The sequence below is a fragment of the Lentzea nigeriaca genome (assembly GCF_016907955.1).
GTDB classification, from domain to species: Bacteria; Actinomycetota; Actinomycetes; order Mycobacteriales; family Pseudonocardiaceae; genus Lentzea; species Lentzea nigeriaca.
In genome coordinates, this window is record NZ_JAFBCX010000002.1 from 843,094 (window position 1) to 866,643 (window position 23,550).

Annotated in this window: 26 protein-coding genes; 19 read left to right on the forward strand and 7 right to left on the reverse strand. The window is 68.5% G+C overall.

Translation table 11 applies throughout. The annotated features are described in order from the left end of the window. Positions 1–9: 9 nt before the first annotated feature. The 7 genes from JOD27_RS46520 (at position 10) to lepB (ending at position 6,617) form a co-directional block, all read left to right on the forward strand. A complete protein-coding gene (locus JOD27_RS46520) occupies positions 10–1,170 on the forward strand; it encodes a GNAT family N-acetyltransferase (protein WP_204761898.1) in 1,161 nt (386 codons plus the stop codon). Beyond that, the gene (locus JOD27_RS10460) at positions 1,170–1,955 is read left to right on the forward strand and encodes an SAM-dependent methyltransferase (RefSeq protein WP_204761899.1); all 786 of its coding nucleotides are present in this window, start codon (positions 1,170–1,172) and stop codon (positions 1,953–1,955) included. The genes JOD27_RS46520 and JOD27_RS10460 overlap by 1 nt, the downstream gene beginning before the upstream one ends. A 37-nt stretch (positions 1,956–1,992) precedes the next feature. Continuing rightward, positions 1,993–2,970, forward strand: coding sequence for a nucleotidyltransferase domain-containing protein (locus tag JOD27_RS10465; protein WP_239566681.1), 978 nt, complete (start codon positions 1,993–1,995; stop codon positions 2,968–2,970). A 22-nt stretch (positions 2,971–2,992) separates the two neighbouring features. Next, entirely contained in the window at positions 2,993–3,604 is a 612-nt protein-coding gene (locus JOD27_RS10470; protein WP_204761900.1) for a trimeric intracellular cation channel family protein, read from the forward strand. Positions 3,605–3,683: 79 nt separating this feature from the next. Next, positions 3,684–4,382 carry a response regulator transcription factor gene (locus JOD27_RS10475; protein WP_204761901.1) on the forward strand — a complete coding sequence of 233 codons (699 nt, stop codon included), beginning with the start codon at positions 3,684–3,686 and terminating at the stop codon, positions 4,380–4,382. Further along, positions 4,382–5,779, forward strand: a complete 1,398-nt coding sequence (locus tag JOD27_RS10480) for a sensor histidine kinase (protein WP_372441681.1) — start codon at positions 4,382–4,384, stop codon at positions 5,777–5,779. Before JOD27_RS10475 ends, JOD27_RS10480 begins: the two co-directional genes overlap by 1 nt. A gap of 10 nt (positions 5,780–5,789) precedes the next feature. Then, entirely contained in the window at positions 5,790–6,617 is an 828-nt protein-coding gene (gene lepB / locus JOD27_RS10485) for a signal peptidase I (RefSeq protein ID WP_307830050.1), read from the forward strand. 72 nt (positions 6,618–6,689) lie between these two features. Here lepB and JOD27_RS10490 read toward each other — a convergent pair whose 3' ends face one another. Genes JOD27_RS10490 through JOD27_RS10500 form a run of 3 tightly spaced genes read right to left on the reverse strand, consistent with a single transcriptional unit; the run spans position 6,690 to position 9,801 of the window. Continuing rightward, the gene (locus JOD27_RS10490) at positions 6,690–7,595 is read right to left on the reverse strand and encodes a carbohydrate ABC transporter permease (protein WP_307830051.1); all 906 of its coding nucleotides are present in this window, start codon (positions 7,593–7,595) and stop codon (positions 6,690–6,692) included. Then, complete coding sequence (locus tag JOD27_RS10495) at positions 7,592–8,548, reverse strand: carbohydrate ABC transporter permease (protein ID WP_307830052.1); 957 nt, start codon at positions 8,546–8,548, stop codon at positions 7,592–7,594. The genes JOD27_RS10490 and JOD27_RS10495 overlap by 4 nt, the downstream gene beginning before the upstream one ends. Continuing rightward, on the reverse strand, positions 8,545–9,801 hold the full coding sequence (locus tag JOD27_RS10500; RefSeq protein ID WP_239566682.1) for an ABC transporter substrate-binding protein: 1,257 nt from the start codon (positions 9,799–9,801) through the stop codon (positions 8,545–8,547). Before JOD27_RS10500 ends, JOD27_RS10495 begins: the two co-directional genes overlap by 4 nt. 292 nt (positions 9,802–10,093) lie before the next feature. On the opposite strand from JOD27_RS10500, the gene JOD27_RS10505 reads away from it, so the two are divergent. The 9 genes from JOD27_RS10505 to JOD27_RS10545 all read left to right on the forward strand — a co-directional run bounded on the left by JOD27_RS10505 (position 10,094) and on the right by JOD27_RS10545 (position 18,531). After that, a complete protein-coding gene (locus tag JOD27_RS10505; protein WP_204761903.1) occupies positions 10,094–12,076 on the forward strand; it encodes a beta-galactosidase in 1,983 nt (660 codons plus the stop codon). Position 12,077: 1 nt separating this feature from the next. After that, complete coding sequence (locus JOD27_RS10510) at positions 12,078–12,875, forward strand: DeoR/GlpR family DNA-binding transcription regulator (RefSeq protein WP_204761904.1); 798 nt, start codon at positions 12,078–12,080, stop codon at positions 12,873–12,875. Continuing rightward, positions 12,872–13,957 carry a galactose-1-phosphate uridylyltransferase gene (galT, locus tag JOD27_RS10515; RefSeq protein ID WP_204761905.1) on the forward strand — a complete coding sequence of 362 codons (1,086 nt, stop codon included), beginning with the start codon at positions 12,872–12,874 and terminating at the stop codon, positions 13,955–13,957. Before JOD27_RS10510 ends, galT begins: the two co-directional genes overlap by 4 nt. A gap of 63 nt (positions 13,958–14,020) precedes the next feature. Beyond that, positions 14,021–15,523, forward strand: coding sequence for a S1C family serine protease (locus tag JOD27_RS10520; protein WP_204761906.1), 1,503 nt, complete (start codon positions 14,021–14,023; stop codon positions 15,521–15,523). A gap of 167 nt (positions 15,524–15,690) precedes the next feature. Further along, positions 15,691–16,377, forward strand: a complete 687-nt coding sequence (locus JOD27_RS10525) for a response regulator transcription factor (RefSeq protein WP_307830053.1) — start codon at positions 15,691–15,693, stop codon at positions 16,375–16,377. Then, positions 16,374–17,276, forward strand: coding sequence for a sensor histidine kinase (locus JOD27_RS10530; RefSeq protein ID WP_239566683.1), 903 nt, complete (start codon positions 16,374–16,376; stop codon positions 17,274–17,276). Before JOD27_RS10525 ends, JOD27_RS10530 begins: the two co-directional genes overlap by 4 nt. A gap of 5 nt (positions 17,277–17,281) precedes the next feature. Beyond that, positions 17,282–17,782 carry a MogA/MoaB family molybdenum cofactor biosynthesis protein gene (locus tag JOD27_RS10535; RefSeq protein ID WP_045311897.1) on the forward strand — a complete coding sequence of 167 codons (501 nt, stop codon included), beginning with the start codon at positions 17,282–17,284 and terminating at the stop codon, positions 17,780–17,782. Then, a complete protein-coding gene (locus JOD27_RS10540; protein WP_204761908.1) occupies positions 17,769–17,951 on the forward strand; it encodes a hypothetical protein in 183 nt (60 codons plus the stop codon). Before JOD27_RS10535 ends, JOD27_RS10540 begins: the two co-directional genes overlap by 14 nt. 19 nt (positions 17,952–17,970) lie before the next feature. Beyond that, positions 17,971–18,531 carry a DUF8467 domain-containing protein gene (locus JOD27_RS10545; RefSeq protein ID WP_204761909.1) on the forward strand — a complete coding sequence of 187 codons (561 nt, stop codon included), beginning with the start codon at positions 17,971–17,973 and terminating at the stop codon, positions 18,529–18,531. A gap of 135 nt (positions 18,532–18,666) precedes the next feature. Here JOD27_RS10545 and mscL read toward each other — a convergent pair whose 3' ends face one another. From mscL to JOD27_RS10565, 4 genes are all read right to left on the reverse strand, one after another. Further along, a complete protein-coding gene (gene mscL, locus JOD27_RS10550; protein WP_204761910.1) occupies positions 18,667–19,113 on the reverse strand; it encodes a large-conductance mechanosensitive channel protein MscL in 447 nt (148 codons plus the stop codon). Continuing rightward, positions 19,113–19,667: an SAF domain-containing protein gene (locus JOD27_RS10555; protein WP_204761911.1), complete on the reverse strand. Its 555-nt coding sequence runs from the start codon at positions 19,665–19,667 to the stop codon at positions 19,113–19,115. The genes mscL and JOD27_RS10555 overlap by 1 nt, the downstream gene beginning before the upstream one ends. 71 nt (positions 19,668–19,738) lie before the next feature. Then, a complete protein-coding gene (locus JOD27_RS10560) occupies positions 19,739–20,032 on the reverse strand; it encodes an FmdB family zinc ribbon protein (RefSeq protein ID WP_204761912.1) in 294 nt (97 codons plus the stop codon). A gap of 94 nt (positions 20,033–20,126) precedes the next feature. Next, positions 20,127–20,693, reverse strand: coding sequence for a 5-formyltetrahydrofolate cyclo-ligase (locus JOD27_RS10565; RefSeq protein WP_204761913.1), 567 nt, complete (start codon positions 20,691–20,693; stop codon positions 20,127–20,129). A gap of 38 nt (positions 20,694–20,731) precedes the next feature. Here JOD27_RS10565 and JOD27_RS10570 point away from each other — a divergent pair, with 38 nt between their 5' ends. Genes JOD27_RS10570 through JOD27_RS10580 form a run of 3 tightly spaced genes read left to right on the forward strand, consistent with a single transcriptional unit; the run spans position 20,732 to position 23,508 of the window. After that, positions 20,732–21,616, forward strand: coding sequence for a UTP--glucose-1-phosphate uridylyltransferase (locus JOD27_RS10570; protein WP_204761914.1), 885 nt, complete (start codon positions 20,732–20,734; stop codon positions 21,614–21,616). 18 nt (positions 21,617–21,634) lie between these two features. After that, a complete protein-coding gene (glp, locus tag JOD27_RS10575; RefSeq protein ID WP_204761915.1) occupies positions 21,635–22,858 on the forward strand; it encodes a molybdotransferase-like divisome protein Glp in 1,224 nt (407 codons plus the stop codon). Continuing rightward, entirely contained in the window at positions 22,855–23,508 is a 654-nt protein-coding gene (locus JOD27_RS10580; RefSeq protein ID WP_204761916.1) for a GNAT family N-acetyltransferase, read from the forward strand. Before glp ends, JOD27_RS10580 begins: the two co-directional genes overlap by 4 nt. Positions 23,509–23,550 lie beyond the last annotated feature (42 nt).

Below are 23,550 nucleotides of genomic sequence, written 5' to 3' on the forward strand. Positions count from 1 at the left end.
ATAGTTTCCGTGCACATCCGGGAGTACACCGAGGACGACCTCGACGCGGTTTTCCGCCTGCGCAAGCTCGCGTTCAACGCGTCCGAACGGCCGCAGCAGCTGGTCCAGCCGGGCAGGCACGGGCTGGTCGCGGAACTCGACGGCAAGGTCGCCGGAGTGCTCGGCATCGGCGAGTACGCGCAGTTCTACGGCGGCGCCGCGGTTCCCATGGGCGGGATCGGTGGCGTCGCCGTCGACGGCGCCACGCGTGGCCGTGGCGTCGCGGCCGCGTTGCTCGACGCCGCCCTGCCGGTGATGCGCGAGCACGGTCAGCCCATCTCCGTGCTCTACGCGACCGTGCCGGCCCTGTACCGCAAACGCGGCTGGGAGCGCGCCGGGGTCTTCGAGTGGGTCGAGCTGCCGATGGACAGGGTGCTGGCCGCTCCGCGACCGACCGAGCTCATCCCGTCGCGTCCGGCCGAGGACAGCGATCTCCCCGCTCTGCACGAGTGCTACCTCGAGGTGGCGCGGACGATCGACGGCATGGCCGACCGGCGCCCGCCGCGGATCGACCTCGCGAAGGTGCTCGACCTGGACCTGGTGAGCGTGCTGCCCGGCGCGAACGGCCTGCGCGGGTACCTGACGGCGCAGCGCGAACCCAGCGATCGCGACATGGGCCGGCTGAAGGTGTTCGACCTGATCGGCGTGGACGTCGAGGCCCAGCTGAACCTGCTCGCGTCGCTCAAGTCGTGGGAGGGCACGCTCGAGGCGATCGACCTGCGGATCACCGACCCGGCGACGCTCGACCTGCTCGGCGCGACCGCGATGCGGTACCCGGTGTGGACCTCGACCTGGATGCTGCGCGTCGTCGATCTGCCCGCCGCGGTCGCCGCCCGTGGCTGGCCGCGCCTCGCGAACGCCGCGGTGGACCTGGAGATCATCGACGAGCACGCGCCGTGGCACGCCGGTCTTCAGCGCATCGTCGCCGAGGACGGTGCCGTGCGCGTCGAACCCGGCGGCAGCGGCGCGGTCAGGATGCACGCGCGGGCGCTCGGCCCGTGGTTCTCCGGTGCGCAGAGCACGCATGCCCTGCGGCGCGCGGGTTTGCTGGAGGGCGACCCGGCCGATGCCGCGGTGCTGGACCAGCTGGTCGGCACGTCCGGTGTCCCGCGGCTCGCGGACTTCTTCTGATGACCGACGTCTACCACGAGGTCATGCGCACCATCTGGGACCACAACCTGCACTTCGGTCTCTGGACGTCCGAAGAGGACGAGTCCTCGAACCGCGTCGCCGCCGAACGCATGACGGCGCTGCACATCGACAAGCTCGGTGCCCGGCACGGCTGGCGCGTCCTCGACCTGGGCCGCCGCGTCGGCACGTCGGCGTTCCGGCTGGCCGAGGCGTCGCACGCCGACATCGTGTCGGTGTCCCCGTGCGCTGATCACGTCCGCCTCGCCAACGTTCGTGCGGAGGCGTTGTTCGTAGACGACCAGGTCCGGTTCGTGCACGGAGATCCGCACGCGATGCCGTTCTGCGCCGACACGTTCGACGCGGCGTGGGCTGTGGAGACGTTGCCGCACTTGGGGGACAGGGCCGGTGTCCTGCGCGAGCTCGCTCGCGTGGTGAAGCCGTCCGGTGTGGTCGTTGTGTCCGACTTCGTGCAACGGCGGCCCGTGTCACAGGACGTGCTGGACGAGTTGAAGCCTGCTTTGACGACCTACGACATCGATGAGCTGCCCACGTTCGCGGGCTACCCGAAGTTGTTGGCCGCGGCGGGCTTGCGGGTCGTCGAACTGCTGGATCTGACGGCGGAGACGCGCAGGACGCTGGACAGGATGCGGGACGGCGCCCGGCGGCACTACAACGCTCTCGTTGCGGCGTATGGAGAAAAGGCGCAGCAGTACCTCGACCAGCTGTTGTCACCCATTGCGTTGCAGCCGTCACTGGGTTACGTGCTCGCGGTCGCGCGAGTCTGACTTCGTCCCCAGGCCTCCGCCAAGTAACAATGGAGCCATGTCGGGGGACGACGTGAGGCACGCCTACGGCGACAACATGGGTTGGCGCCTGAAGGGCTACGCGAAGCGGCACAGCGGACCACCTGTCAGCGTGCGGGAGATCTCCCGTGCGCAGTTCCTGGAGATCCGGCCGCTGTTCGACGCCGAGGACAACCCGTGGCTGGTCGACCTGCACGAGGTGGGCCCGGACATCTGGCACCGTGTGGAACAGGTGCTCGGCCCGCTCGACCCCGGCCAGGACTACTACGTCACCGGGCACCCGCTGGACTGGGACAAGGATCCGGTGCAGGTCGCCCGCGACCTGATCGACGAACGGTATCCGCTCGCGACGGCGGCGTTCCTCGGCGGCAGCGTCGCGGCGGGCAACTACACGGCGAACTCGGACCTGGACATCGTCGTGATCGTCGACGACCTGCACTGCGCGTTCCGGGAGACGCTGGAGCACCGCGGCTGGCCCGTGGAGCTGTTCTGTCACACGATCGAGTCGTTCCAGGACTTCGTGGCCCGCGACATCCAGGACCGGCGCCCTCCGCTGCTGCACATGTGCGCCGAGGGTTTCCTGATGCTCGACGCCGACGGCACCGGCCAGCGCATGCGAGCCGAGGCGCGTGCCCTGCTGGAGTTCGGCCCTCCGGTCCCGACCGCGACGGAACTCGAAGACCGCAGGTACGGCACCACCGACCTGCTCGAGGACCTCATCGGCGCGCGGGACGACGACGAGCGGCTGTTCGTCGCGGCCAGGCTGCTGACCTGCGCGGGTGAGCTGGCGCTGGTCGTGCAGAACAAGTGGCTGGGGCACGGGAAGTGGCTGCTCAGGCGTCTCCGCGAGGCGAAGGCCGACGAGCTCGTGGACGCCTACCGGGCGCTGGTGCGGGGCGAGGGCGCCGAGTGGTTCATCGAGGTCGTCGAGCACGTCCTGACGTCCGCAGGTGGGCGGCTGGAGGCCGGTTACCGCCGGGAGGCGTCACCTCGCTAGGCCGACGCTAGTCTTCCTGTTCGTGCTGCTCGTCGTCCTGGAACTGATCGGGATCGCCGTCTTCGCCGCGTCCGGTGCGGTGGCTGCGGTGCGGGCCCGTCTGGACGTGTTCGGCGTGATCGTCCTGGCGCTCACCACGGCGTTGGGCGGCGGCATCATCCGTGACGTGCTGCTGGGCGTGCACCCGCCGACGAGCCTGCGGAACTGGCCGTACCTCCTGGTCGCCGGCGGCACGGGGCTGATCGTCTTCTGGTTCCACCCACAGGTCGCGAAGCTGCGTCGTTCCGTGTTGCTGCTGGACGCCGTGGGCCTTGGTCTGTTCGTCACGTCCGGCACCACCACCGCGTTGGCTCTCGGCGCCACTCCGTACGCCGCATGCCTCATCGGGATGACGACCGGCATCGGCGGTGGCGCCGTTCGCGACCTCCTGCTGCGAGAAATTCCACTGGTCCTCAGGAGAGAGATCTACGCCGTGGCGGCGCTGGCGGGCGCGGTCGTCGTCGCGGTGGGTGAGTGGATCGAGTTGCCGAAAGACCTGGTCGCGCTGACCGGTGCGTCACTGATCATCACCATCAGGCTGATCGCGCTGTGGCGGAAGTGGAATGCACCGGTCGCACGGGGCTTGGAAGGTTAGCGGAAACTAACACCGTACTCACACCCGCAGTTAGGGACCTTCTCAGGCGCCTCTCAGGACCCTCAGCAACACTGCCCCTATGCGCATCCTCGTTGTCGATGACGATCGGGCGGTCAGGGAGTCACTCCGCCGCTCGCTCCAGTTCAACGGCTACCAGGTCGAGACTGCCGGAGACGGCATGCAGGCCCTGGAGTCGGTGACTGCCGCCAGGCCGGACGCCATGGTGCTCGACGTGATGATGCCGCGGCTGGACGGGCTGGAGGTGTGCCGGCGCCTTCGCAGCACCGGCGACGACCTGCCGATCCTCGTGCTGACCGCGCGGGACGCCGTGAGCGACCGCGTGTCCGGGCTGGACGCCGGGGCCGACGACTACCTGCCCAAGCCGTTCGCGCTGGAGGAGCTCCTGGCACGACTGCGCGCGCTGCTGCGCCGCGCCGCCCAGGACAGCGACGCCGCCGCGCAGCAGTCCGCCGCCGTGCTGAAGTTCGCCGACCTGGAGCTGGACCCGTCCACCAGGGACGTCCGCCGCGGCGACCGCCCGATCAGCCTCACCCGCACCGAGTTCGCACTGCTCGAGCTCCTGCTGGCGCACCCGCGCCAGGTGCTGACACGCAGCCGCATCCTGGAGGACGTGTGGGGGTACGACTTCCCGACCTCGGGCAACGCGCTCGAGGTCTACGTGGGCTACCTGCGCCGCAAGACGGAGGCGGAGGGCGAGCCGCGGCTGATCCACACGGTGCGTGGGGTGGGGTATGTCCTCCGGGAGACGCCTCCGTGATCATCCTCGAACCCCAGGGACGGCTGCGAAGGGCGTCGCTGCGGGCTCGGGTCACCTGGCTCGCCGCGTTCTGCGTCGCAGGGGCCGTGGCACTGGTGTCGTTCGGTGCGTACATGATCGTCCGCAAGAGCGTGTACGACGCGCTCGACGAGGGCCTGCGCTCGCGTGCCGTCACGGTCGCGACCGGTTTCAAGGTCACCACGCCGGACGAGGTCCAGAACTACCCGGCGGCGTTCCTCGCCGCCGGTGACGTGAAGATGGGGCTGCTGCAGGCCAACACGGGGAAGATCCTCTACCCGAAGACCGGCGAGCCGCCGCCCGTCGTCGAGGAGGCCTGGGAGGTCGCGCAGGGCGAGCGCGGCGAGTTCATCTGGACCGACCACAAGACCGAGACGCGGGTGATCGCCGTCCGGTACGGACTGGACGGGTCGGAGCAGGCGATCGTCATCGCGCAGTCGATGCAGCCACAACGGACGACGCTCGCCAAGCTCAGCGTTGTCCTGCTGCTCATCGGCGGCGCGGGTGTGCTGCTCGCGGCCATCGCGGGCACGGCGGTCGCGCGCACCGGTCTGCGTCCGGTGCAACGGCTGACCGAGGCCACCGAACGCGTCGCGAACACAGGTGACCTGACGCCGATCCCGGTGTCGGGCGACGACGAGCTCGCACGGCTGACGCACAGCTTCAACGCGATGCTCGGCGCGGTCGCCGAATCCCAGGAACGGCAACGCCGCCTGGTCGCCGACGCGGGCCACGAGCTGCGCACGCCGTTGACGTCCATGCGCACCAACCTGGAACTCCTGTTGGCATCGGAACGTCCGGATTCGCCCACGTTGTCCGAAGAGGACAAGCGGGAGATCCAGTCCGACGTGCGCGGCCAGCTCGACGAACTGACCACGCTGATCGGTGACCTGGTCGAACTCGCCCGCGAGGACGCGCCGCAGGTCATCCACGAACCCGTCGACCTCGTCGAGGTGGTAGAACGGGCGTTGGACCGCGCGCGCCGACGCGCCTCGAACGCCGTGACGTTCGACGTGCAGCTGCAACCGTGGACACTTCTGGGTGATTCAAGTGCTCTCGAGCGCGCGGTGCTGAACCTCCTCGACAACGCGGTGAAGTTCAGCCCGTCGGGCTCAGCGGTGCGGCTGAGCCTGCGTCAGGTGGGCGACGGCAGCGCCGTGGTGGAGGTGGCGGACGCGGGCCCAGGCATCGCGGATGCCGATCTACCTCACGTTTTCGAGCGGTTCTACCGCTCGTCCGAGGCGAGGACCCTCCCGGGGTCCGGCCTGGGACTCGCCATCGTGAAGCAGGTGGCACAACGGCACGGCGGCACGGCCACCGCGGGCAGAGCGCCCGAAGGCGGTGCCCTGTTCACGTTGCGCCTACCCGGACGTCCGTAAGGTGGGGCGTGTGAGTCATCGCGTGAACGACGATTCTTCGTCGACCTGGGAGACGACGCCTCCCACCGGAGACGGACCTGAGCGCACCACGCGCTTCTCCACAGCCAGGTCGTCGTCCTCCTACGACGACGATCCGGCGCCGAGGTTCTCCAAGAAGAAGGCGAAGAAGAAGCAGCCGTTCTGGAAAGAGCTGCTGGTCATCTTCAGCGTGGCGCTGGTGCTGACCGTCGTCATCCAGACGTTCGTCGCGCGCGTGTTCGTCATCCCGTCGGCCTCGATGGAGACGACGCTGCACGGCTGCACGGGCTGCGTGAACGACAAGGTGCTGGTCGAGAAGATCACGTACCTGTTCCGCGACCCCCAGCCGGGCGACGTGATCGTCTTCCGCGGCCCGCCGAACTGGACGGGCGGCAAGCAGCCCCCGAACTTCGTCACGGGCACGCTGCAGGACCTGGGCTCGATGGTGAACCTGTCCGAGCCCAGCGGCACGGACTTCATCAAGCGCGTCATCGCGGTCGGCGGCCAGACCGTCGAGTGCTGCGACGAGCAGGGCCGCGTCCTGGTCGACGGCAAGCCACTGGACGAGCCGTACCTGAACTTCGGCGGCGGCCCGCGTCAGCAGGACTCGTTCGAGAAGGTCACCGTGCCCGCGGGCAAGCTGTGGGTGATGGGCGACAACCGCAACAACTCGTCGGACTCGCGCAAGCACGGCGACCCGACGCCTGCCGACGGCGCCATCCCGATCGACAACGTCGTGGGCAAGGCCCGCGTGATCGTCATCCCGGTGGGCCGTTGGGGCTCGATCTCCGACTTCAACCCGCAGACGGGCGGCAAGTAACTCCTGGTTCAAACGATGAAGGGGAACCTTCATCCACCTCACGTGGATGAAGGTTCCCCTTCATCGTGCAAGTCAGCCCTTGGTGGAGCCCAGCGTCAGGCCACCCACGAACTGGCGCTGGAGCACGAAGAACACCACCAGAGTGGGCAGTGCGACCAGCAGCGAGCCCGCCGCGATCAGGTTGTTGTCGGTGAAGAACGTGCCCTTGAGGTTCTGCAACGCCGACGTGACCGGCATCTTGTCGCCGTCCTGGATCAGCACCAACGCCCAGAGGAAGTCGTTGTAGATCCAGGTGAACTCGAGCGTCGCCAGCGCGGCCAGCACCGGCCGGCACAACGGCAGGGTCAGCTGCCAGTACTGCCGGAACACCGACGCGCCGTCCACGCGGGCGGCCTCGGTCAGCTCGTACGGGATCGTCTTCATGTAGTTCGACAGCACGAAGGTGCAGAAGCCGGACTGGAACGCGATGTGGATCAGGATCACGCCGAGCTGCGAGTCGATCAGCGAACCGCTCGCGCTGATCCACTCCGGCACTTCGATCAGCCGGTACAGGCGCCACAGCGGCGTCACGATCACCTGCTGCGGCAACAGGTTGCCCGCGGTGAAGATCATGAGCAGCAGCAGGTTGAACTTGAAGCTGAACCGGGACACGCCGAACGCCACCATGGAGCTGAGCAGCAGCGTGAGCAGCAGAGCCGGGATGGTGATCAGGAACGTGTTCCAGTAGAAGTGCGGCAGGTCGCCGACGTCCCACGCCTTCGCGAAGTTCTCGAGCGTGAGGGACTTCGCGATGGAGAAGTAGCCGTTGACCGACGTGTCGTCGTACGTGCGCAGTGACGCGTAGACCGCCCACAGCAGCGGCGCCAGAGTCATCAGGCACGTGAGGATCAGGAACGCGTGCAACGCGACCCGCGCCGGGGTCACCGTCCGCTTCTTCGACGAAACCGGCGCCGAGGGCCGTTCCAGCGTGGCCGTCACGACCGGTTCTCCTTGCTGAACGTCTGGTACAGGTACGGGATGATGACGCCGAGCGAGATCGTCAGCAGGATCACCGCGACCGCGGAACCCCGGCCGATGCGCGAGGCCTCACCGATGATGTTGTCGGTCACCAGCACCGACAACAGCTCCAGACCGTTGCGGCCCTTGTTGATGACGTACACGATGTCGAACGCGCGCAGCGCCTCGATCACCGTCACGACCGCCACCACGATGTTGACCGGCTTCATCACCGGGAAGGTGACGCGGAAGAACGTCTGCGTCGACGACGCGCCGTCCAGTGCCGCGGCTTCCTTCAGCGCCGGGTCGACCGACTTCAGGCCCGCCAAGTACAGCAGCATGATGTAGCCGGTGTGCCGCCACGCGGCCGCGACGAGCACCGCGTAGAGGTTGATGTCGGAGTCGCCGATCCAGTCGACGGGCTTGTCACCGAGGCCCAGCAGCGAGTTCAGCAGACCGCCGTCGGGCGTGTAGATCAGCTGCCAGATGAAGCCGATCAGCGCGAGCGACAGCACCATCGGCATGTACAGCGCGCTCTGGTAGATGCGGCTGAACCTGAGCTCGCGGTCGAGCAGCACGGCCAGCAGCAGGCCTGCGCACGTCGGGACGACGAGCAGGAACACCAGCCAGATCAGGTTGTGCTGCACCGCGGGCCAGAACCGCGGGTACTCGGTGAAGATCTCTGTGTAGTTCTCGACGCCGATCCACTCGATGTCCTCGAACCCGCCGATGCCGTTCCATCGGCTGAACGACAACGCGATCGAGCCCAGCGTCGGGATCCACACGAACAGCACGTGCACGATCGTGGGAATCCCGAGCATGAGCCCGAGCACCAGTTTGTCCGTGCCTGCGAGGGCGGTGGCACGCTTTCCACGCCGACGAGGCGGCGGCCCCTCGGGGGCCACCGCCTTCGGCTTCTCCTGCAACGCGGTCACTTGAAGATGTTCTTCGCCTGGTCAGCCATGCCCTTGAGCACGGAGTCGATGTCGTCGGGGTTCTTGATGAAGGCGATGAGGCCGTTGGTCGCCGCCTCGCTCGCGAAGCCGGGGTCGGTGTCGCGGTCGAGGAACTGCGTGATGTGCTTGGCGCTCTTGATGACCTCAGCCGCCTTCTTCTGCAGCCCGTTGTAACCCGAGGTGTCCGCGTTCTTGTTGGTCGCGACCGCGGTCGGGTCGGCCTTGAGGTAGGTGAGCTGCGGCTCGGGGCTCGCCAGGTACTCGAGCAGCTTCAGCGCGCCGTCCTTGTTGGCCGGCTTCTTGGCCATCATGTAGCCGTCGATCGGGGCCTCGACCGTGTCGGTGCCGTGCTCGGGGTTGATCTCCGGGAACGGGAAGAAGTCGAGGTCGTCCTTCTCGGCGTCGGGGAACTGCTGGCCCACGAACGCACCGAGCAGGTACATGCCGGACTTCTTCTGCTGCAACGTCTGCGCGGCTTCCTGCCACTCGCGGCCGAGCGCGTTCTCCTGGTGGAACGGCAGCAGCCGCTTCCACGTGTCGAACACTTCCTTGACCCGCTTGTCCTGCCAGTTCTCCTTGCCGGCCAGCAGGTCGACGTGGAACTGGTAGCCGTTGATGCGGAAGTTCAGCTGGTCGAACGTGCCCATGCCCGGCCAGCCCTGCTTCTGGGCGAAGGCGATCGGGATCAGGCCGTCGGCCTTCATCTTCGTGGCGAGCGCGACGAGCTCGTCGAGCGTCTTCGGGATCGCGTAGCCGCGCTCCTGCCAGACGCTCTTGCGGTAGAACATGCCCCACGGGTACTGCGTGAACGGCACGAAGTACTGCTTCTTGTCCGAACCCGTGGACGCCTGCTTGAGGGCGTCGGAGTAGTTCCCGCCGATCTTGCCCCACAGGTCGGTCAGGTCGCCGGTGAGACCCTGGTCGGCGAAGAACCGCATGCGGTAGCCGGCGAACCAGGCGAGCACGTCGTCCGGCTTGCCCTGCAGGTAGTTGTTGATCTGCTCCTGGTACTGCTCGTGCTGCTTCGTGTTGATCGTGACGGTGAGTCCGCCCGACTTGGCGTCGAAGCCCTTCAGCGCGGCGGTGATCGCGTCCTTCGGCACCTGGTCGGACAGGTTGTTGCCGAAGGTGACGACCTTCGACTCCGAGCCGCCGCCCGAGCCGCCACTGCCGCATGCCGTGAGTCCTCCGGTCGCTGCGACACCCGCACCGGCCAGCATGATCCGCAGCATCGTGCGCCTGCCGAAATGTGGTAACGGAGTGGAACCGGGCGTGTACCGAACCATCATCGCTCCTACGGGTGACGCTCGGTCTTGCGAACCGAACAGGACTCCAACAAAGTTGCGCACAATGTGGTCCCAGTCATACACCATGTCAAGCCCCGTTACGGAGCTGTTAACCCCATGCACGGTGCGTTTCTGCGGTGTGCCGGGACAGATACCGGTCAACCGCCGAACAGAGCCAAACGCAAAGTTGTGTTTGCTTGTGTTGACGTTCTGATGGTTGTCGGCCACGCTTGCCGCCGTGACGACATGGCCCACAGACATGCCAGGCCTCGGCTGGGGAGCGGACTACAACCCGGAGCAGTGGCCCGAACACGTGTGGGCCGAGGACGTCGAGCTCATGCGCCGCGCCGGCGTGAACATGGTCAGCGTCGGGATCTTCAGCTGGGCGAAGATCGAGGTCAGCAAGGGTGAGTACCGGTTCGACTGGCTCGACCGGGTGCTCGACCTGCTGCACGAGGGCGGAATCAGGGTCGACCTCGCGACCGCCACGGCCGCGCCTCCTCCGTGGCTGACCAGCCAGTACCCCGAGATGCTGCCCGTCCGCGCGGACGGTGTGCGGCTCTCGCACGGCTCACGGCAGGCCTACTGCCCGTCCTCGCCGATCTACCGCGACCGGGCGACCGCGTTGGCCGCGGAGATGGCCTCGCACTACAAAGACCACCCCGCGCTGGCCGCCTGGCACGTCGGCAACGAGTACGGCTGCCACGTGTCGCGCTGCTACTGCGACACCTGCGCCGAGTCGTTCCGCGAGTGGCTCGCCGCCCGTTACACGCTCGACCAGCTCAACGACGCGTGGTCCACGGCGTTCTGGAGCCAGGGCTACACCGACTTCGCGCAGATCCTGCCGCCGCGCGTCACGCCGACGTTCTCGAACCCCGGCCACGTGCTCGACTACGACCGGTTCAGCGACGACGCGCTGCTCGAGCAGTACAAGGCCGAGCGCGACGTCCTGCGGATGATCACGCCGGACGTGCCGATCACCACGAACTTCATGGCGAACTGGACCTTCGGCGACCTGGACTACTGGAAGTGGGCGCGCGAGGTCGACTTCGTCTCGAACGACCACTACACCGAGGCGGAGTCTCCCGACCGGCACGTCGAGCTCGCCATGTCCGCCGACCTGGTTCGCGGTCTCGCCGGCGGCAAGCCGTGGTTGCTGATGGAGCACTCGACGTCGGCGGTGAACTGGCAGCGGCGCAACATCGCCAAGCTGCCGGGGGAGATGCGGCGGCACTCGTTCCAGAACATCGCTCGCGGCGCGGACGGCACGTTGTTCTTCCAGTGGCGCCAGTCGCGCGGTGGCGGCGAGCGCTACCACTCGGCGATGGTGCCGCACGCCGGCGCGGACACCAAGGTGTATCGCGAGGTCTGCCAGGTCGGCGCCGAGTACGCGAAGCTGCGCGACGTCATGGGTTCCACTGTGGACGCTGCCGTCGCGATCCTGTTCGACTTCCAGTCCGGCTGGGCACTGCGGCAGGACTCCCACCCGACCAACGACTTCGACTACTACCGGCACGTTCTGGGCTACTACAGGGCACTGTGGGAAGCCGGGGTGACTGTCGACTTCGTCGCGCCCGGCACGAACCTGTCGGCGTACTCGATGGTCGTGGTGCCGGCGTTCTACACCGTGTCCGACGCGCACGCCGCGGTGATCGCCGACTACGTGGCAGGCGGCGGTCATGTCGTGGTCACGTACTTGTCCGGTGTTGCCGACGAGTACACGCGAGTGCGACTCGGTGGTTACCCAGGTGCGTTCCGCGACGTTCTCGGCGTCTGGTCGGAGGAGTTCTTCCCGCTGCGGCAGGACGAGACCGTGTCGTTGGATGAAGGTTCAACAGCTTCACTGTGGACGGAACACCTGCACGTCAAGACCGCTGACATCGTTGCCTCGTACGTCGACGGGCCGTTGCCGGGTGTGCCTGCCGTGACACGCAACGCGTTCGGCAACGGTGTCGCGTGGTACGTGGCGTGCGATCTCGATGGGAGCGGTCTCCGCCGAACGGTGGAAAACGCGCTTTCCGGTGCGGGCGTTGAGGTGCCAGGCCCCGGGATCGAGCTTGTCCGGCGCAAGGGCGACGTATCGTGGCTCTTCGCCGTCAACCACACCGACACCGACGCGCAGATCGAGGCGTCCGGTGTCGACGTGTTGTCCGGCACGCAGGTCTCCGGACGCCTCACCGTGCGAGCCGGGGACGTCGTCGTCCTCAGGGAAGAGGTGTGAGGTGCTCGCACGTCAACGGCAAGCGGTGATCCTGGAAGAGGTCCGCCGGACCGGCGCGGTGCGCGTGAGCGACCTGGTCGTCCGGCTCGGCGTCTCGGACATGACCGTGCGCCGCGACCTCGACGTGCTCGCCTCGCGCGGCCTGGTGGAGAAGGTCTACGGCGGCGCGACGTCCGTCGTCGGTCGCTCGACCGACGAGCCCGGCTTCGAGGCCAAGTCGGTCCGTCAGCTGCCGGAGAAGGAAGCGATCGCCGCGCTGGCGGCGGGACTCGTGCGACCTGGCACGGCCATCGGGCTGTCGGCGGGCACGACGACGTGGACGTTGGCTCGCTTCCTCGACGACATCCCGGACCTGACCGTCGTCACGAACTCGATCCGCGTCGCGGACGTGCTGCAGCAGAGCGGGCGCACCGACCGCACGGTCGTGCTGACCGGTGGTGTGCGCACGCCGTCCGACGCGCTGGTGGGGCCTGTGGCCGTGAACGCGTTGCGGTCGCTGCACCTCGACGTGGTGTTCCTGGGCGTGCACGGCATGGCCGAGCGCTCCGGCTTCACCACCCCGAACCTCAACGAAAGTGAAACGGACCGCGCGCTCGTCGACGCCGCCGGGCGAGTGGTCGTGGTCGCGGACCACACGAAGTGGGGCACCGTGGGCATTTCCACGATCGCCGACCTCGACGAGGCGCACGTGCTGGTGACCGACGAAGGTCTGCCGGACGACGCACGCGCGATCCTCACCGAGCAGGTGGGTGAGTTGGTGTTGGCGCATGTACCAGGAAGCGGCGAGGAGTTGGCGTGAGGCGTACCGCGGGAAAACTGGCGGACGGCCGGGAGATCATCTACTTCGACGACAGCGCTGAGGCGCCACCGCGCACCGCGGTGGACACGCGGGATCTTCCCGTGACGCAGCCGATGTCCGAAGTGCGGCTGGACCCGTTGACCCGCGAATGGGTGGCGATGGCCGCCCATCGCCAGACGAGAACCTACAAACCGCCGGCGGATCTCTGCCCGCTGTGCCCGTCGACGCCCGGCAGGCCCACGGAGATCCCAGAGGCCGACTACGACGTCGTCGTCTTCGAGAACCGGTTTCCCTCGCTGGCGCAGAACGTTCTCGACGTTCCGTCCACTGTGGATGGTGAGCCGCTGTTCGCGCGTGCGCCGGGACGTGGCCGTTGTGAGGTCGTGTGCTTCACGTCCGACCACAACAAGTCCTTCGGCGAGCTGTCGGAGTCGCGCGTGCGGACCGTCGTCGACGCGTGGGCTGACAGAGTCGAGTTCCTGTCCGGGCTTCCTGGCGTGGAGCAGGTCTTCCCGTTCGAGAACCGCGGCGAAGAGATCGGCGTGACGCTCTCGCACCCGCACGGCCAGATCTACGCGTACCCCTTCGTGACGCCGCGGACCGAGCGGATGCTCGAGGCGGCGCTGGAGTACCACACGGCGCACGGCCGGCCGTTGTTCGGCGACGTGCTGGAGGCCGAGCTTCGCGCGGGCGCACGCGTCGTGGAAGAGTCCGCGCACTGGGTCGCCTTCGTGCCGGCCGCCGCGCGCTGGCCCGTCGAGGTCGTGCTGGCGCCCCGCCGGCAGATCGCGGACCTCGCCGGTCTGTCCTCTGTAGAGCGTGACGACTTCGCTTCGTTGTACCTGAAGGTGCTGCACCGGCTGGACGCGTTGTACAACCGGCCGCTGCCGTACATCGCGGCGTGGCACCAGGCACCGGTCAACGTCGGCCGCGAGGAGCTGTGGCTGCACCTTCAGGTCTTCTCCGTGCTGCGGACCGCGGACAAGCTGAAGTACCTCGCGGGCTCCGAGTCGGGCGAAGCGGTGTGGATCAACGACGTCACCCCGGAGCAGATCGCGGAGCGCCTGCGCAACGCGCTGTGAACCCTCACAGACCTCCAAGGCTGGTTTAAGGGTTCTCTCAGGACGGGCCGAGAGACTATGGCCATGACCGAGAGCAACGAGCCAGCGAAGCAGCCGGAACAGCCCCACTCCGTGCCGCCGCCCGCCGGTCAGACCGACTCCGGCGCGCGGGAGCAGGGCCCGCAGCTGCCGGATCCCGGCCAGCCGGATCCTTTGCAGGGGGGATCCGGCCAGGCTGGGGCCTACCAGGCCCCTTCCGGCGAACCAGCCGGTCTTGGCAGCGTTCCTGCCTCCTTCACTTCGGCCCAGTCGCAGGTGCCCTCACCTGACGCGGGCCAGGCGCAGCTCGGCGGGTCCGGACCCGGCCAGCAGCTTCCCCCGTCAGGGTCCGGCCAACTTCCCCCAAGTCACCCCCTCGGCCTGGGGGCCACCACCGCCCAGTTCGGCGGGGAGCCGCCGTCGACGGGCCAGTACTACCTCCCGCCCGGCTACCAGCCGCCACCCGTGCCGCCGCGCCCCAAGGGCCGTGGCAAGGTCGTGGCAGGCGTCGCCGCGCTCGTGCTGCTCGTGGGCGGCCTCTCCGGTGGCCTCGGCGGCTACCTGGGCTACACGTTCGCCAACGACTCGACCGCGGTCAGCTCCCTCGACGCCCCGCGGCCCGCGTCGCAGACCAGCAACGCCCCGGCGGGCTCGGTCGAGGACGTGGCGAACAAGCTGCTGCCGTCCGTCGTGCAGATCCAGGTCGTGACGCGGACCGGCGCCGGCGAGGGCTCGGGCTTCATCATCTCGAGCAACGGCCAGATCGTGACGAACAACCACGTCATCGAGGGCGCCGCGAACGGTGGCAACATCAAGGTCGTCTTCCAGGACGGCAGGACCGCCGACGCCAAGATCCTCGGCCGCGACCCGAGCTCCGACATCGCGGTCATCCAGGCCGACGGCGTCTCCGGCCTGCCGGTCGTCCAGCTGGGCAACTCCGGCGACCTGAAGATCGGCCAGGGCGTCGTCGCGATCGGCTCGCCGTTCGAGCTCTCCGGCACCGTGACCTCCGGCATCGTCAGCTCGCTGAACCGCCCGGTCTCCGCAGGTGGCGACGCCCGCAACTCGCAGGCGACCGTGCTCAACGCGATCCAGACCGACGCCGCGATCAACCCCGGCAACTCGGGTGGCCCGCTCGTCAACATGCAGGGCCAGGTCGTCGGCATCAACTCCGCGATCTACAGCCCCAACCAGCAGGGTGGTCAGGCCGGATCCGTCGGCATCGGCTTCGCGATCCCGATGGACCAGGCACGCCGCACCGTCGACGAGATCGTGAAGACCGGCAAGGCCAAGCAGACCGTGCTGGGCGTGAAGGTCGAGTCGACCGAGCAGGGCGCCAAGATCTCGGAGATCACGCCAGGCGGTGCCGCGGAGAAGGCCGGGCTCAAGGCCGGTGACGTGATCACCAAGTTCGGGGATCGCCGCATCGAGAAGTCGGACACGCTGGTCGCAGCCGTCCGGTCCAAGGCTCCCGGCGACAAGGTCACGATCACGCTGTCCGACAACAGGACCGTGGAAGCCACCCTCGACGGCGTCGAGGTGGGATAGGTCGGGGGGACGCCCGGTTCTGGCATCCGCCGCCCGCCAGAACCGGGCGCTACGACCCCCTGAAGGGGCCGCATCCGTGGGCACCTGCCCCGCACATGGATGCGGCCCCTTCTTACGTGCTGATGACGTTCCGGGCCTGCTGGGCGTTCGTGGCATAGCTTGGTGACGTGGTGGAACGGGTGCTGGTCGTCGACGACGACACGACGGTGCGCGACGTGGTGCGCCGCTACCTCGAACACGCCGGGTACGAGGTCGAGCTCGCCGGCGACGGGGAGAGCGCGTTGCGGCTGATGGCCGCGCACGAGCCGGACATCGTCGTGCTGGACCTGATGCTGCCCGGCATCGACGGCCTGGAGGTGTGCCGGCGGATCCGGGAGCGCGGCAGCACACCGGTCGTGATGCTGACGGCGCTCGGCGAGGAGGAGGACCGCATCGCCGGGCTGCAGATCGGCGCGGACGACTACGTCACGAAGCCGTTCAGCCCTCGTGAGCTCGCGTTGCGGGTGTCGTCGGTACTGCGGCGGGCTTCTCGTTCCTACGAGCCGCGGGTGGTGCGGGACGGGGATCTCGTGCTGGACGTGGCCGCGCACACCGCGACTCTGGGCGGCGTGCCGCTGCAGCTGACCACCCGCGAGTTCGATCTGCTGGCGTTCTTCATCACGAACGCGGGCCGCGCCTTCGGTCGGACCGAGCTGCTGGAGCGGGTGTGGGGCTGGCAGTTCGGCGACCAGTCGACCGTGACCGTCCACGTGCGACGGTTGCGCGAGAAGATCGAGAAGGATCCCGCCAAGCCCATGCGGCTCAGCACCGTCTGGGGCGTCGGGTACAGGTACGACAGATGGTCAGCCAAATGATCCCGGGCAGACTGAGCCGCGTCTCGCTGACCACCGCGATGACGGTCATGGTGATCGTGCCGGTGGTGGCGACCATCGGTGGCGTGCTCGCGGTCAGCGGGTTCATGTTCACACCGATGCTCAGGGCCGCGCTCATGGCGTGCGCGCTGGTCGGCGTGGTCACCGTGCCGTTCTCGATCATGCTGGGTCGTGCGATCGCGCGACGCACCATGTGGGAGCGGGAGGCCGAGGCGGCGCGGCGGCAGCTGGTGGCGTGGATCAGTCACGACCTGCGCACGCCGTTGGCCGGGATCCGGGCGATGACCGAGGCGCTGGAGGACGGGGTCGTCTCCGAGCCGGGTGAGGTGGCCGTCTACGCGAAGCAGATCGCTCAGGAGGCCGACCACCTGTCGAAGCTGGTGGACGACCTGTTCCAGCTGTCGAGGATCACTGCAGGTGCGTTGAAGCTGACGTTGCACGACGTGCGGCTGGCCGATGTCGTGAGCGACGTGGTCGCGGCGTCCCGGCCCGTCGCCCAGCTCAAGGGCGTCGAGTTGCGTGCGGACGCTCGTGAATGGCCTGTCGTGCGCGGTTCGGATCCGGAACTGATGCGTGTCGTGCGCAACCTTGTGTCCAACGCCATTCGGCACACACCCGAGGGCGGCAGAGTGGCCGTCCAGGTCGATGTGGACGGAGGCGAAGCGGTGGTGCGCGTGGACGACGCGTGCGGCGGCATACCCGATGACGTGCTGCCACACGTGTTCGACGTGGGCTTCCGCGGCAGCGCCGCCCGCAATCCGACCGGCGCAGGACTGGGCCTGTCGATCGCTCGCGGCCTCGTCGACGCGCACGACGGCAGGATCTCGGCGCAGAACCACGGTCCTGGCTGCCGCTTCGAAGTCCGACTCCCGCTACGGTGATCGGTATGGAACGCAGCGCGCAGCGCCTTGGCCGCGCTTTGGTCGTGATCGTGGACGACCGGGTGGCGCACGGCGAGCAGGACGACAACTCCGGCCCTCTCGTCACCGAACTGCTCGAAGAAGCGGGCTTCATCGTCGACGGCACAGTCGCGGTCGAGGGTGAGGTGGTCGACATCCGGGCCGCGCTCAACACGGCCGTCATCGGCGGCGTCGACCTCGTCGTCACCGTCGGCGGCACCGGTGTGTCGCCGCGCGACGTCACCCCCGACGCCACGCAGGGTGTGCTCGACCGTCCCATCCACGGCATCGCCGAGGCACTCCGCGCCTCCGGTCTCGCCGCGGGCGCGGTCGACGCGGGCATCTCGCGTGGCCTCGTGGGCGTCTCCGGCAGCACGCTCGTCGTGAACCTCGCGGGCTCGCGCTCCGCGGTCCGCGACGGCATGGCGACCCTGTCGGCGTTGGTGCCCTACGTCATCGAGCAGCTGAGCGGCCTTGACGAAGAGTGATTCATCGCAGCCGGCCGACGACGACGCTGCTCGCAAGCGTCGTCGCCGGTTGGCTGAGGTGTTCGGCGACGTGCTGCCGGAGACGACGTCGGACGAACGCGGTGCGGCCCCGGCGGAGGACCGTGATGCCTGGTACGTGGAGAACCGGCCGCCCCACCACGGGGGGTAGGCCGAAGCGCAGGGACCGCGTGAAGGCCCTGCTGTTGCTGCCGGAGGACGAACTCGCGCTCCAGGCGGCGATCGTCGCCGAGCAGCCGACTGTGCGGCTCGTCGACGAGCGTGCGCCTTGGCCCGCCATGACCACATCCCGGCCGCCGGCGCGCGACTCCGTTCTCGACATCGAGCGCAGCGTCCTGATCTGGGACCCGTCGATTCATCCACGGCTGCCGCGGCCACGGTTCACCCGCCCCGCTCGGCGCTCACCGCTCGCGGGGCGCGTGGTGCGGCTGGATCGCGGCACGTACGTCGACGGTGTGCTGACCGCCTCGGTCATCAGTGCCGTCCTGTGGGACGGCATGAAGCCGGAGATGGTCTCGTTGTTCAGCACGGTCTGGCGGGCGGTCCTGCAGGGGACCAGCGGGTATCTCGTGCGCTGGGTCGAAGGGACCGGCCAGGAACAGCGGATCTTCGGGATGCGGATCGGGCATCACGCGCTGGCTGCTGCTCGTGAAGGCCGGATCAGCCTGGGGGATGAGCGGATGCGGCTCTATCCGCCGAGCCAGGAGAAGGCGCGCGGCGCTCACTGGTGAGGCTGTGCCTCGGTGAAACCGGTCGCTCGCCAAAACGGGATCAGCCTGGGCGACGAGCGCATGCGGCTCTACCCGCCGAGCCCGGGGAAGGCGCGCGACGCCCACTGGTGACGACGCGCGCCTTCCCCGGTCGGGTCAGATCTTGGGACTGCGCACGTCGGCCGACTGCACGACCGTCTGGTGGTTCTGCTGGCTCCGCTGCGCGGCCAGCAGGTCGCGGATCTCCTTCAACAGCTCGACATCGGTGGGCTCTGCCGGGCCCGGCTCCTCGCCCTTCTTGCGGCGTTCCTGGATCTTCTTGATCGGCAGGACGAGCACGAAGTACACCACCGCCGCGACGATGACGAAGTTGATCGCGGCGTTGATGACGTTGCTGAAGTCGAGGTACGTCTCCTCCTTGTTCTCTCGGAGGTAGAAGCCGAGGCCCTTGGTCTCAGCGCTGCCCAGTGCGGCGATGAGCGGCTTGATGAGGCTCGTGGTGAACGCGGTGACGATCGCGGTGAACGCCGTGCCGATGACCACGGCCACAGCCAGGTCGACGACGTTTCCGCGCATCAGGAAGTCCTTGAATCCCTTCAGCATCAGCGGAGAGTAACGGCTAATGGGTGGTCCAGTGACATCGCGGCCACGCGAGTTGCATTAAGTCTCGGCAACGTGAGGACAACGACTTGTCCGCGTGTCTCCCGCACGGACGCGTTCTCCGCCAGCACTTCCGCCGACGACGACACCACGTCGACCCGGTCGCCCATCCGCACCACACCGGCAAGCCCCTGGTCAGCCACCCGCACGGCAACCGACGCGAGATCTTCCGACGTACCCGCGAGATCGAAGTCCGTCAACGGAACGCCCTCGCGCGCCGCGCCGCCGAGCGTTCTGCCCACCACGGACGAGACGTCCGAGAACGAACCGGAAACCGGCAACGCCAACGACACCAGCCGGACGTCGGCGGACGACAGCGAGACCCCGGCGGGCAGATCCCGTGAGGCGACGACCGCCGGATGCCCCACGTCGGGCCAGAAGGTCAGGGACACGGCCAGCAACGCCAGCCCCAGAGCCAGAAACCGCCGCCACGCAACAGGAGGGCGGCGGCGGAGCAACGAGCGGATTCGGTCGAAGCCGGTGCTGGAAAGAGTCATGCCCCCGACGTTAGAGGTGTCGGGGGCATGGAAACCGGGCTCAAACGCAAGTTGTGGACAACTCGCGATCTTCAGCTCGCCGCGGCCGCCGGAGCGCTGCTCGCGGGCTTCGAGTCCGAGGTGGACGACGAGGTCGAAGACGAGGACGTGGAGGACGCCGTGGACGACGACGTGCTCTTGGACGAGCCCGACCGGCTGTCCGTGCGGTAGAAACCGCTGCCCTTGAAGACGACACCAACGGCGCCGAAGAGCTTGCGCAGCTTGCCCGAGCACTCCGGGCACTCGGTGAGGGAGGCGTCGCTGAACGACTGCACAGCCTCGAACCGGTGCTCACACGCGGTGCAGGCGTACTGGTACGTAGGCACTGTGTTCGCTCCTAGATCTGGCACTCGACCGTTGTGAGTGCCAACACGATTTTGCGACAGGAACTTCCCGGAGCGCAAACATCACAGGTCAACGTCACAGCCACCGCAGGCCCACCGAGGGCGTCAGCACCCCGTTCATCCGCACGTCGTGAGCCTCCGCGGGCACCTCCTCGAGCACCTCGCTGTCCCGCACCACAGCCACCAGAGGCGCCTTGACCAGCGGCAACGACCTGTCGTAGTGCCCCTGCCCCTTCCCGAGCCGCACCCCGTCCACCGACACGGCCAGCGCGGGCACCAGCACCAGCGAGGCTCCAGTGATCGCCGAAGCTCCGAGCCGCGGCCCGGTGGGTTCGAGCAGCCGGAACGCCGCCGGCACGAGTCCGGAGGGTCCGGTGTGGACCGCCCAGTCGAGCGGCGAATCGCCCGTCACGACCGGCAGCAGCACGCGGCACCGCAGCCCGTCGAGCCACGACGCGTCGCCGGGCTCCGATCCGACCGGCAGGAACGCGCACACCGTCTGATCAGGCTGAACGTCCAGAGCGGCGACGTGGGCGGCCAGCGCCTTGGCCTCCAGGGCCCTGACCTCCGGCGGCACCGCCCGGCGCGCGGCCAACAACCGTGAACGCAGTGTGGCCTTCCGGTCACGAAGATCGGACGTCATGGTGGGTATCCCTCGGTATGTCGTTAGCATCGCAGCCCATGAGCAGCGCCTTCCACACCGCTATCGTGCCCGCGGCCGGTCTGGGCACCCGTTTCCTCCCCACGACCAAGGCCGTGCCGAAGGAGTTGCTGCCGCTGGTCGACACCCCTGCCATCGAGTACGTGGCCAGGGAGGCGGCCGAGGCGGGGGCGACGAAGCTGGTCATCGTCACCTCGCCGGAGAAGGCGTCGGTCGCGAACTACTTCGACGCGAACCCCGAGCTCGAGCAGACGCTGGCCGCCCGCGGCAAGGCCGACCTGGTCGAGAAGATCCAGCGCGCCCCGCAGCTGATCAAGGCGGAGACCGCGATCCAGCAGGAGGCCCTGGGCCTCGGGCACGCCGTCGGCTGTGCCGAAGACAACCTGACCGGCGAGGACGACGCGGTCGCGGTGCTGCTGCCCGACGACATCATCCTGCCGGCCGACGCGCTCAAGAAGATGGCGAAGGTCCGCGAGGAGAAGGGCGGCAGCGTCCTGCTGGCGTTCGACATCCCGCGCGAGCAGATCTCCGCGTACGGCGTGTTCGACGTCCGTGACACCGGCAACGACGACGTCAAGCAGGTCGTCGGCATGGTCGAGAAGCCCAAGCCGGAGGACGCGCCCTCGACGTTCGCCGCCGCCGGGCGCTACCTGCTCGACCGCGCGATTTTCGACGCCCTGAAGCGCATCACGCCTGGTGCGGGGGGTGAACTGCAGCTGACGGACGCCATCGCGCTGTTGATCGCCGAGGGTCACCCCGTGCACGTCGTCGTGCACCGCGGCGGGCGACACGACCTCGGCAATCCCGCAGGATTCCTGCGCGCTGCGGTTGACTTCGCACTCAAGGACCCGGAGTACGGGCCCTCCTTGCGCGAGTGGTTGCGTGATCAGCTCGCGGACTCCTGATCGCGAGGACCGGACGATATGAGGTCAGTGGACGAGCAACTCGCTCGGGTGATCGCGGCCGCGGTGCGGCCCGCACCCGTGCGGGTGGCGATCTCGGAGTCGCAGGGCCTGCTCTGCGCCGAGGAGGTCGTGGCGGAACGCGCGTTGCCCGGCTTCGACCAGGCAGCGGTGGACGGGTACGCGGTGCGCAGCGTCGACGTGTCCGGCGCGAACGCGAACCCCGTGCAGCTGCCGGTCGTGGGCGAGATCCCGGCCGGCTCACGGCAGCCGCGGCGGCTGCAGCCGGGTCAGGCGGTGCGGGTCGCGACGGGTGCGCCGTTGCCGACGCTCGCCGACGCGGTCGTGCCGCTCGGCTACACCGACGGCCACCACGCCAAGGTGACGGTCAACCGCAGCGTGCCGTCCGCCGGGTTCGTCCGCCGCACCGGCGAGGACGTGCAGACGGGTGACGTGGCCGTGCGCCGCGGCGCGTCCATCGGTGCTGCTCAGGTGGGCTTGCTGGCCGCTGTCGGACGCAACAAGGTGCTCGTCCACCCGCGCCCGCGGGTGTCGGTGATCTCGCTCGGCGAGGAGCTCGTCGACGTCGACCGCACGCCCGGTCAGGGCCAGGTCTACGACGTGAACTCGTACGCGCTGGCCGCCGCCGCACGCGACGCCGGGGCCGAGGTCAGCCGGGTCGGCATCATGTCCGCCGACCCGCGCAGGCTGCGCGAGGTCGTCGAGGGCCGGTTGCTGCTCTCCGAGATCGTCGTCATCGCCGGTGGCGTGGGCGGCACCATCGGCGACGAGGTCAGGGCGGCGCTGGCGGAGCTCGGCGACATGGACGTCACGCGCATCGCGATGCACCCCGGTTCCGCGCAGGGCTTCGGCCGGCTCGGGCCGGACGCCGTGCCGACGTTCCTGCTGCCGGCGAACCCGATGAGCGCGCTCGTGGTGTTCGAGGTGCTGGTCAGGCCGCTGATCAGGGCCGCGCTGGGCAAGAAGAACCCGTACCGCCGCGCGGTCAGCGCTCGCCTGCTGTCGCCGCTCCAGTCGACGAAGGGCCGCCGCGGCTTCCTGCGCGGCCAGTTGCTGCGCGACGCGGACAACGGCGAGTACCTGGTGCAGCCGCTCGGCACGTCGGGGGCACACCTGCTCGCGTCGCTGGCAGAGGCCAACTGCCTGATCATGGTCGAGGAGGACGTCACGGAGGTCTCGGTCGGCCAAGAGGTCCTGGTCAGCTTCCTAGCGCAACGTGGATGAGCGTTTTCGCCGATCTCGGTAGACACCCCGGCTGGCCGGTCCGGCTGGGGCCGATCGAGGTGCGTGCGGGAACTGTCGTCCTGCGCGGGCCCCGGCTCTTCGACGGCGGCAAGTGGTCGCGGCTGCGGATCCGCGACCGCGACTACCTGGAGAAGTGGGAACCCACCGCGCCCGAGGGCTGGGACGAGCGGAACGCGACGCTTTCCTGGCCCGCCCAGTGGTCGTCTTTACGCGCGATGGCCCGGCGAGGCACGACGCTGCCGTTCATGATCCTCGTGGACGGTGAGGTCGCCGGTCAGATCACCGTCGGCAACATCGTGCGCGGATCGCTGCTGTCGGCCTGGATCGGCTACTGGGTGGCCGCTGATCGGGCGGGCGGCGGCGTCGCAACGGCCGCCGTGGCGTTGCTCACGGATCACGCCTTCCGCGAGGCTGGTCTGCACAGGCTCGAAGCGACGGTCCGGCCGGAGAACGCAGCCTCGATCCGTGTGCTCACGAAATCCGGTTATCGCGAGGAAGGCCTCTTCAAGCGTTATCTGGATGTTGCCGGCCAGTGGCGCGACCACCTCTGCTTCGCGCTCACGGTCGAAGAGATCCCCGATGGCCTAGTGCGCCGTTTGGTCGCACGCGGAGAGGCCCGTCTTCCCTGACGCTCGCTTCCGTTTGTCGTAATCGCTTCACCCAAAAGTGGG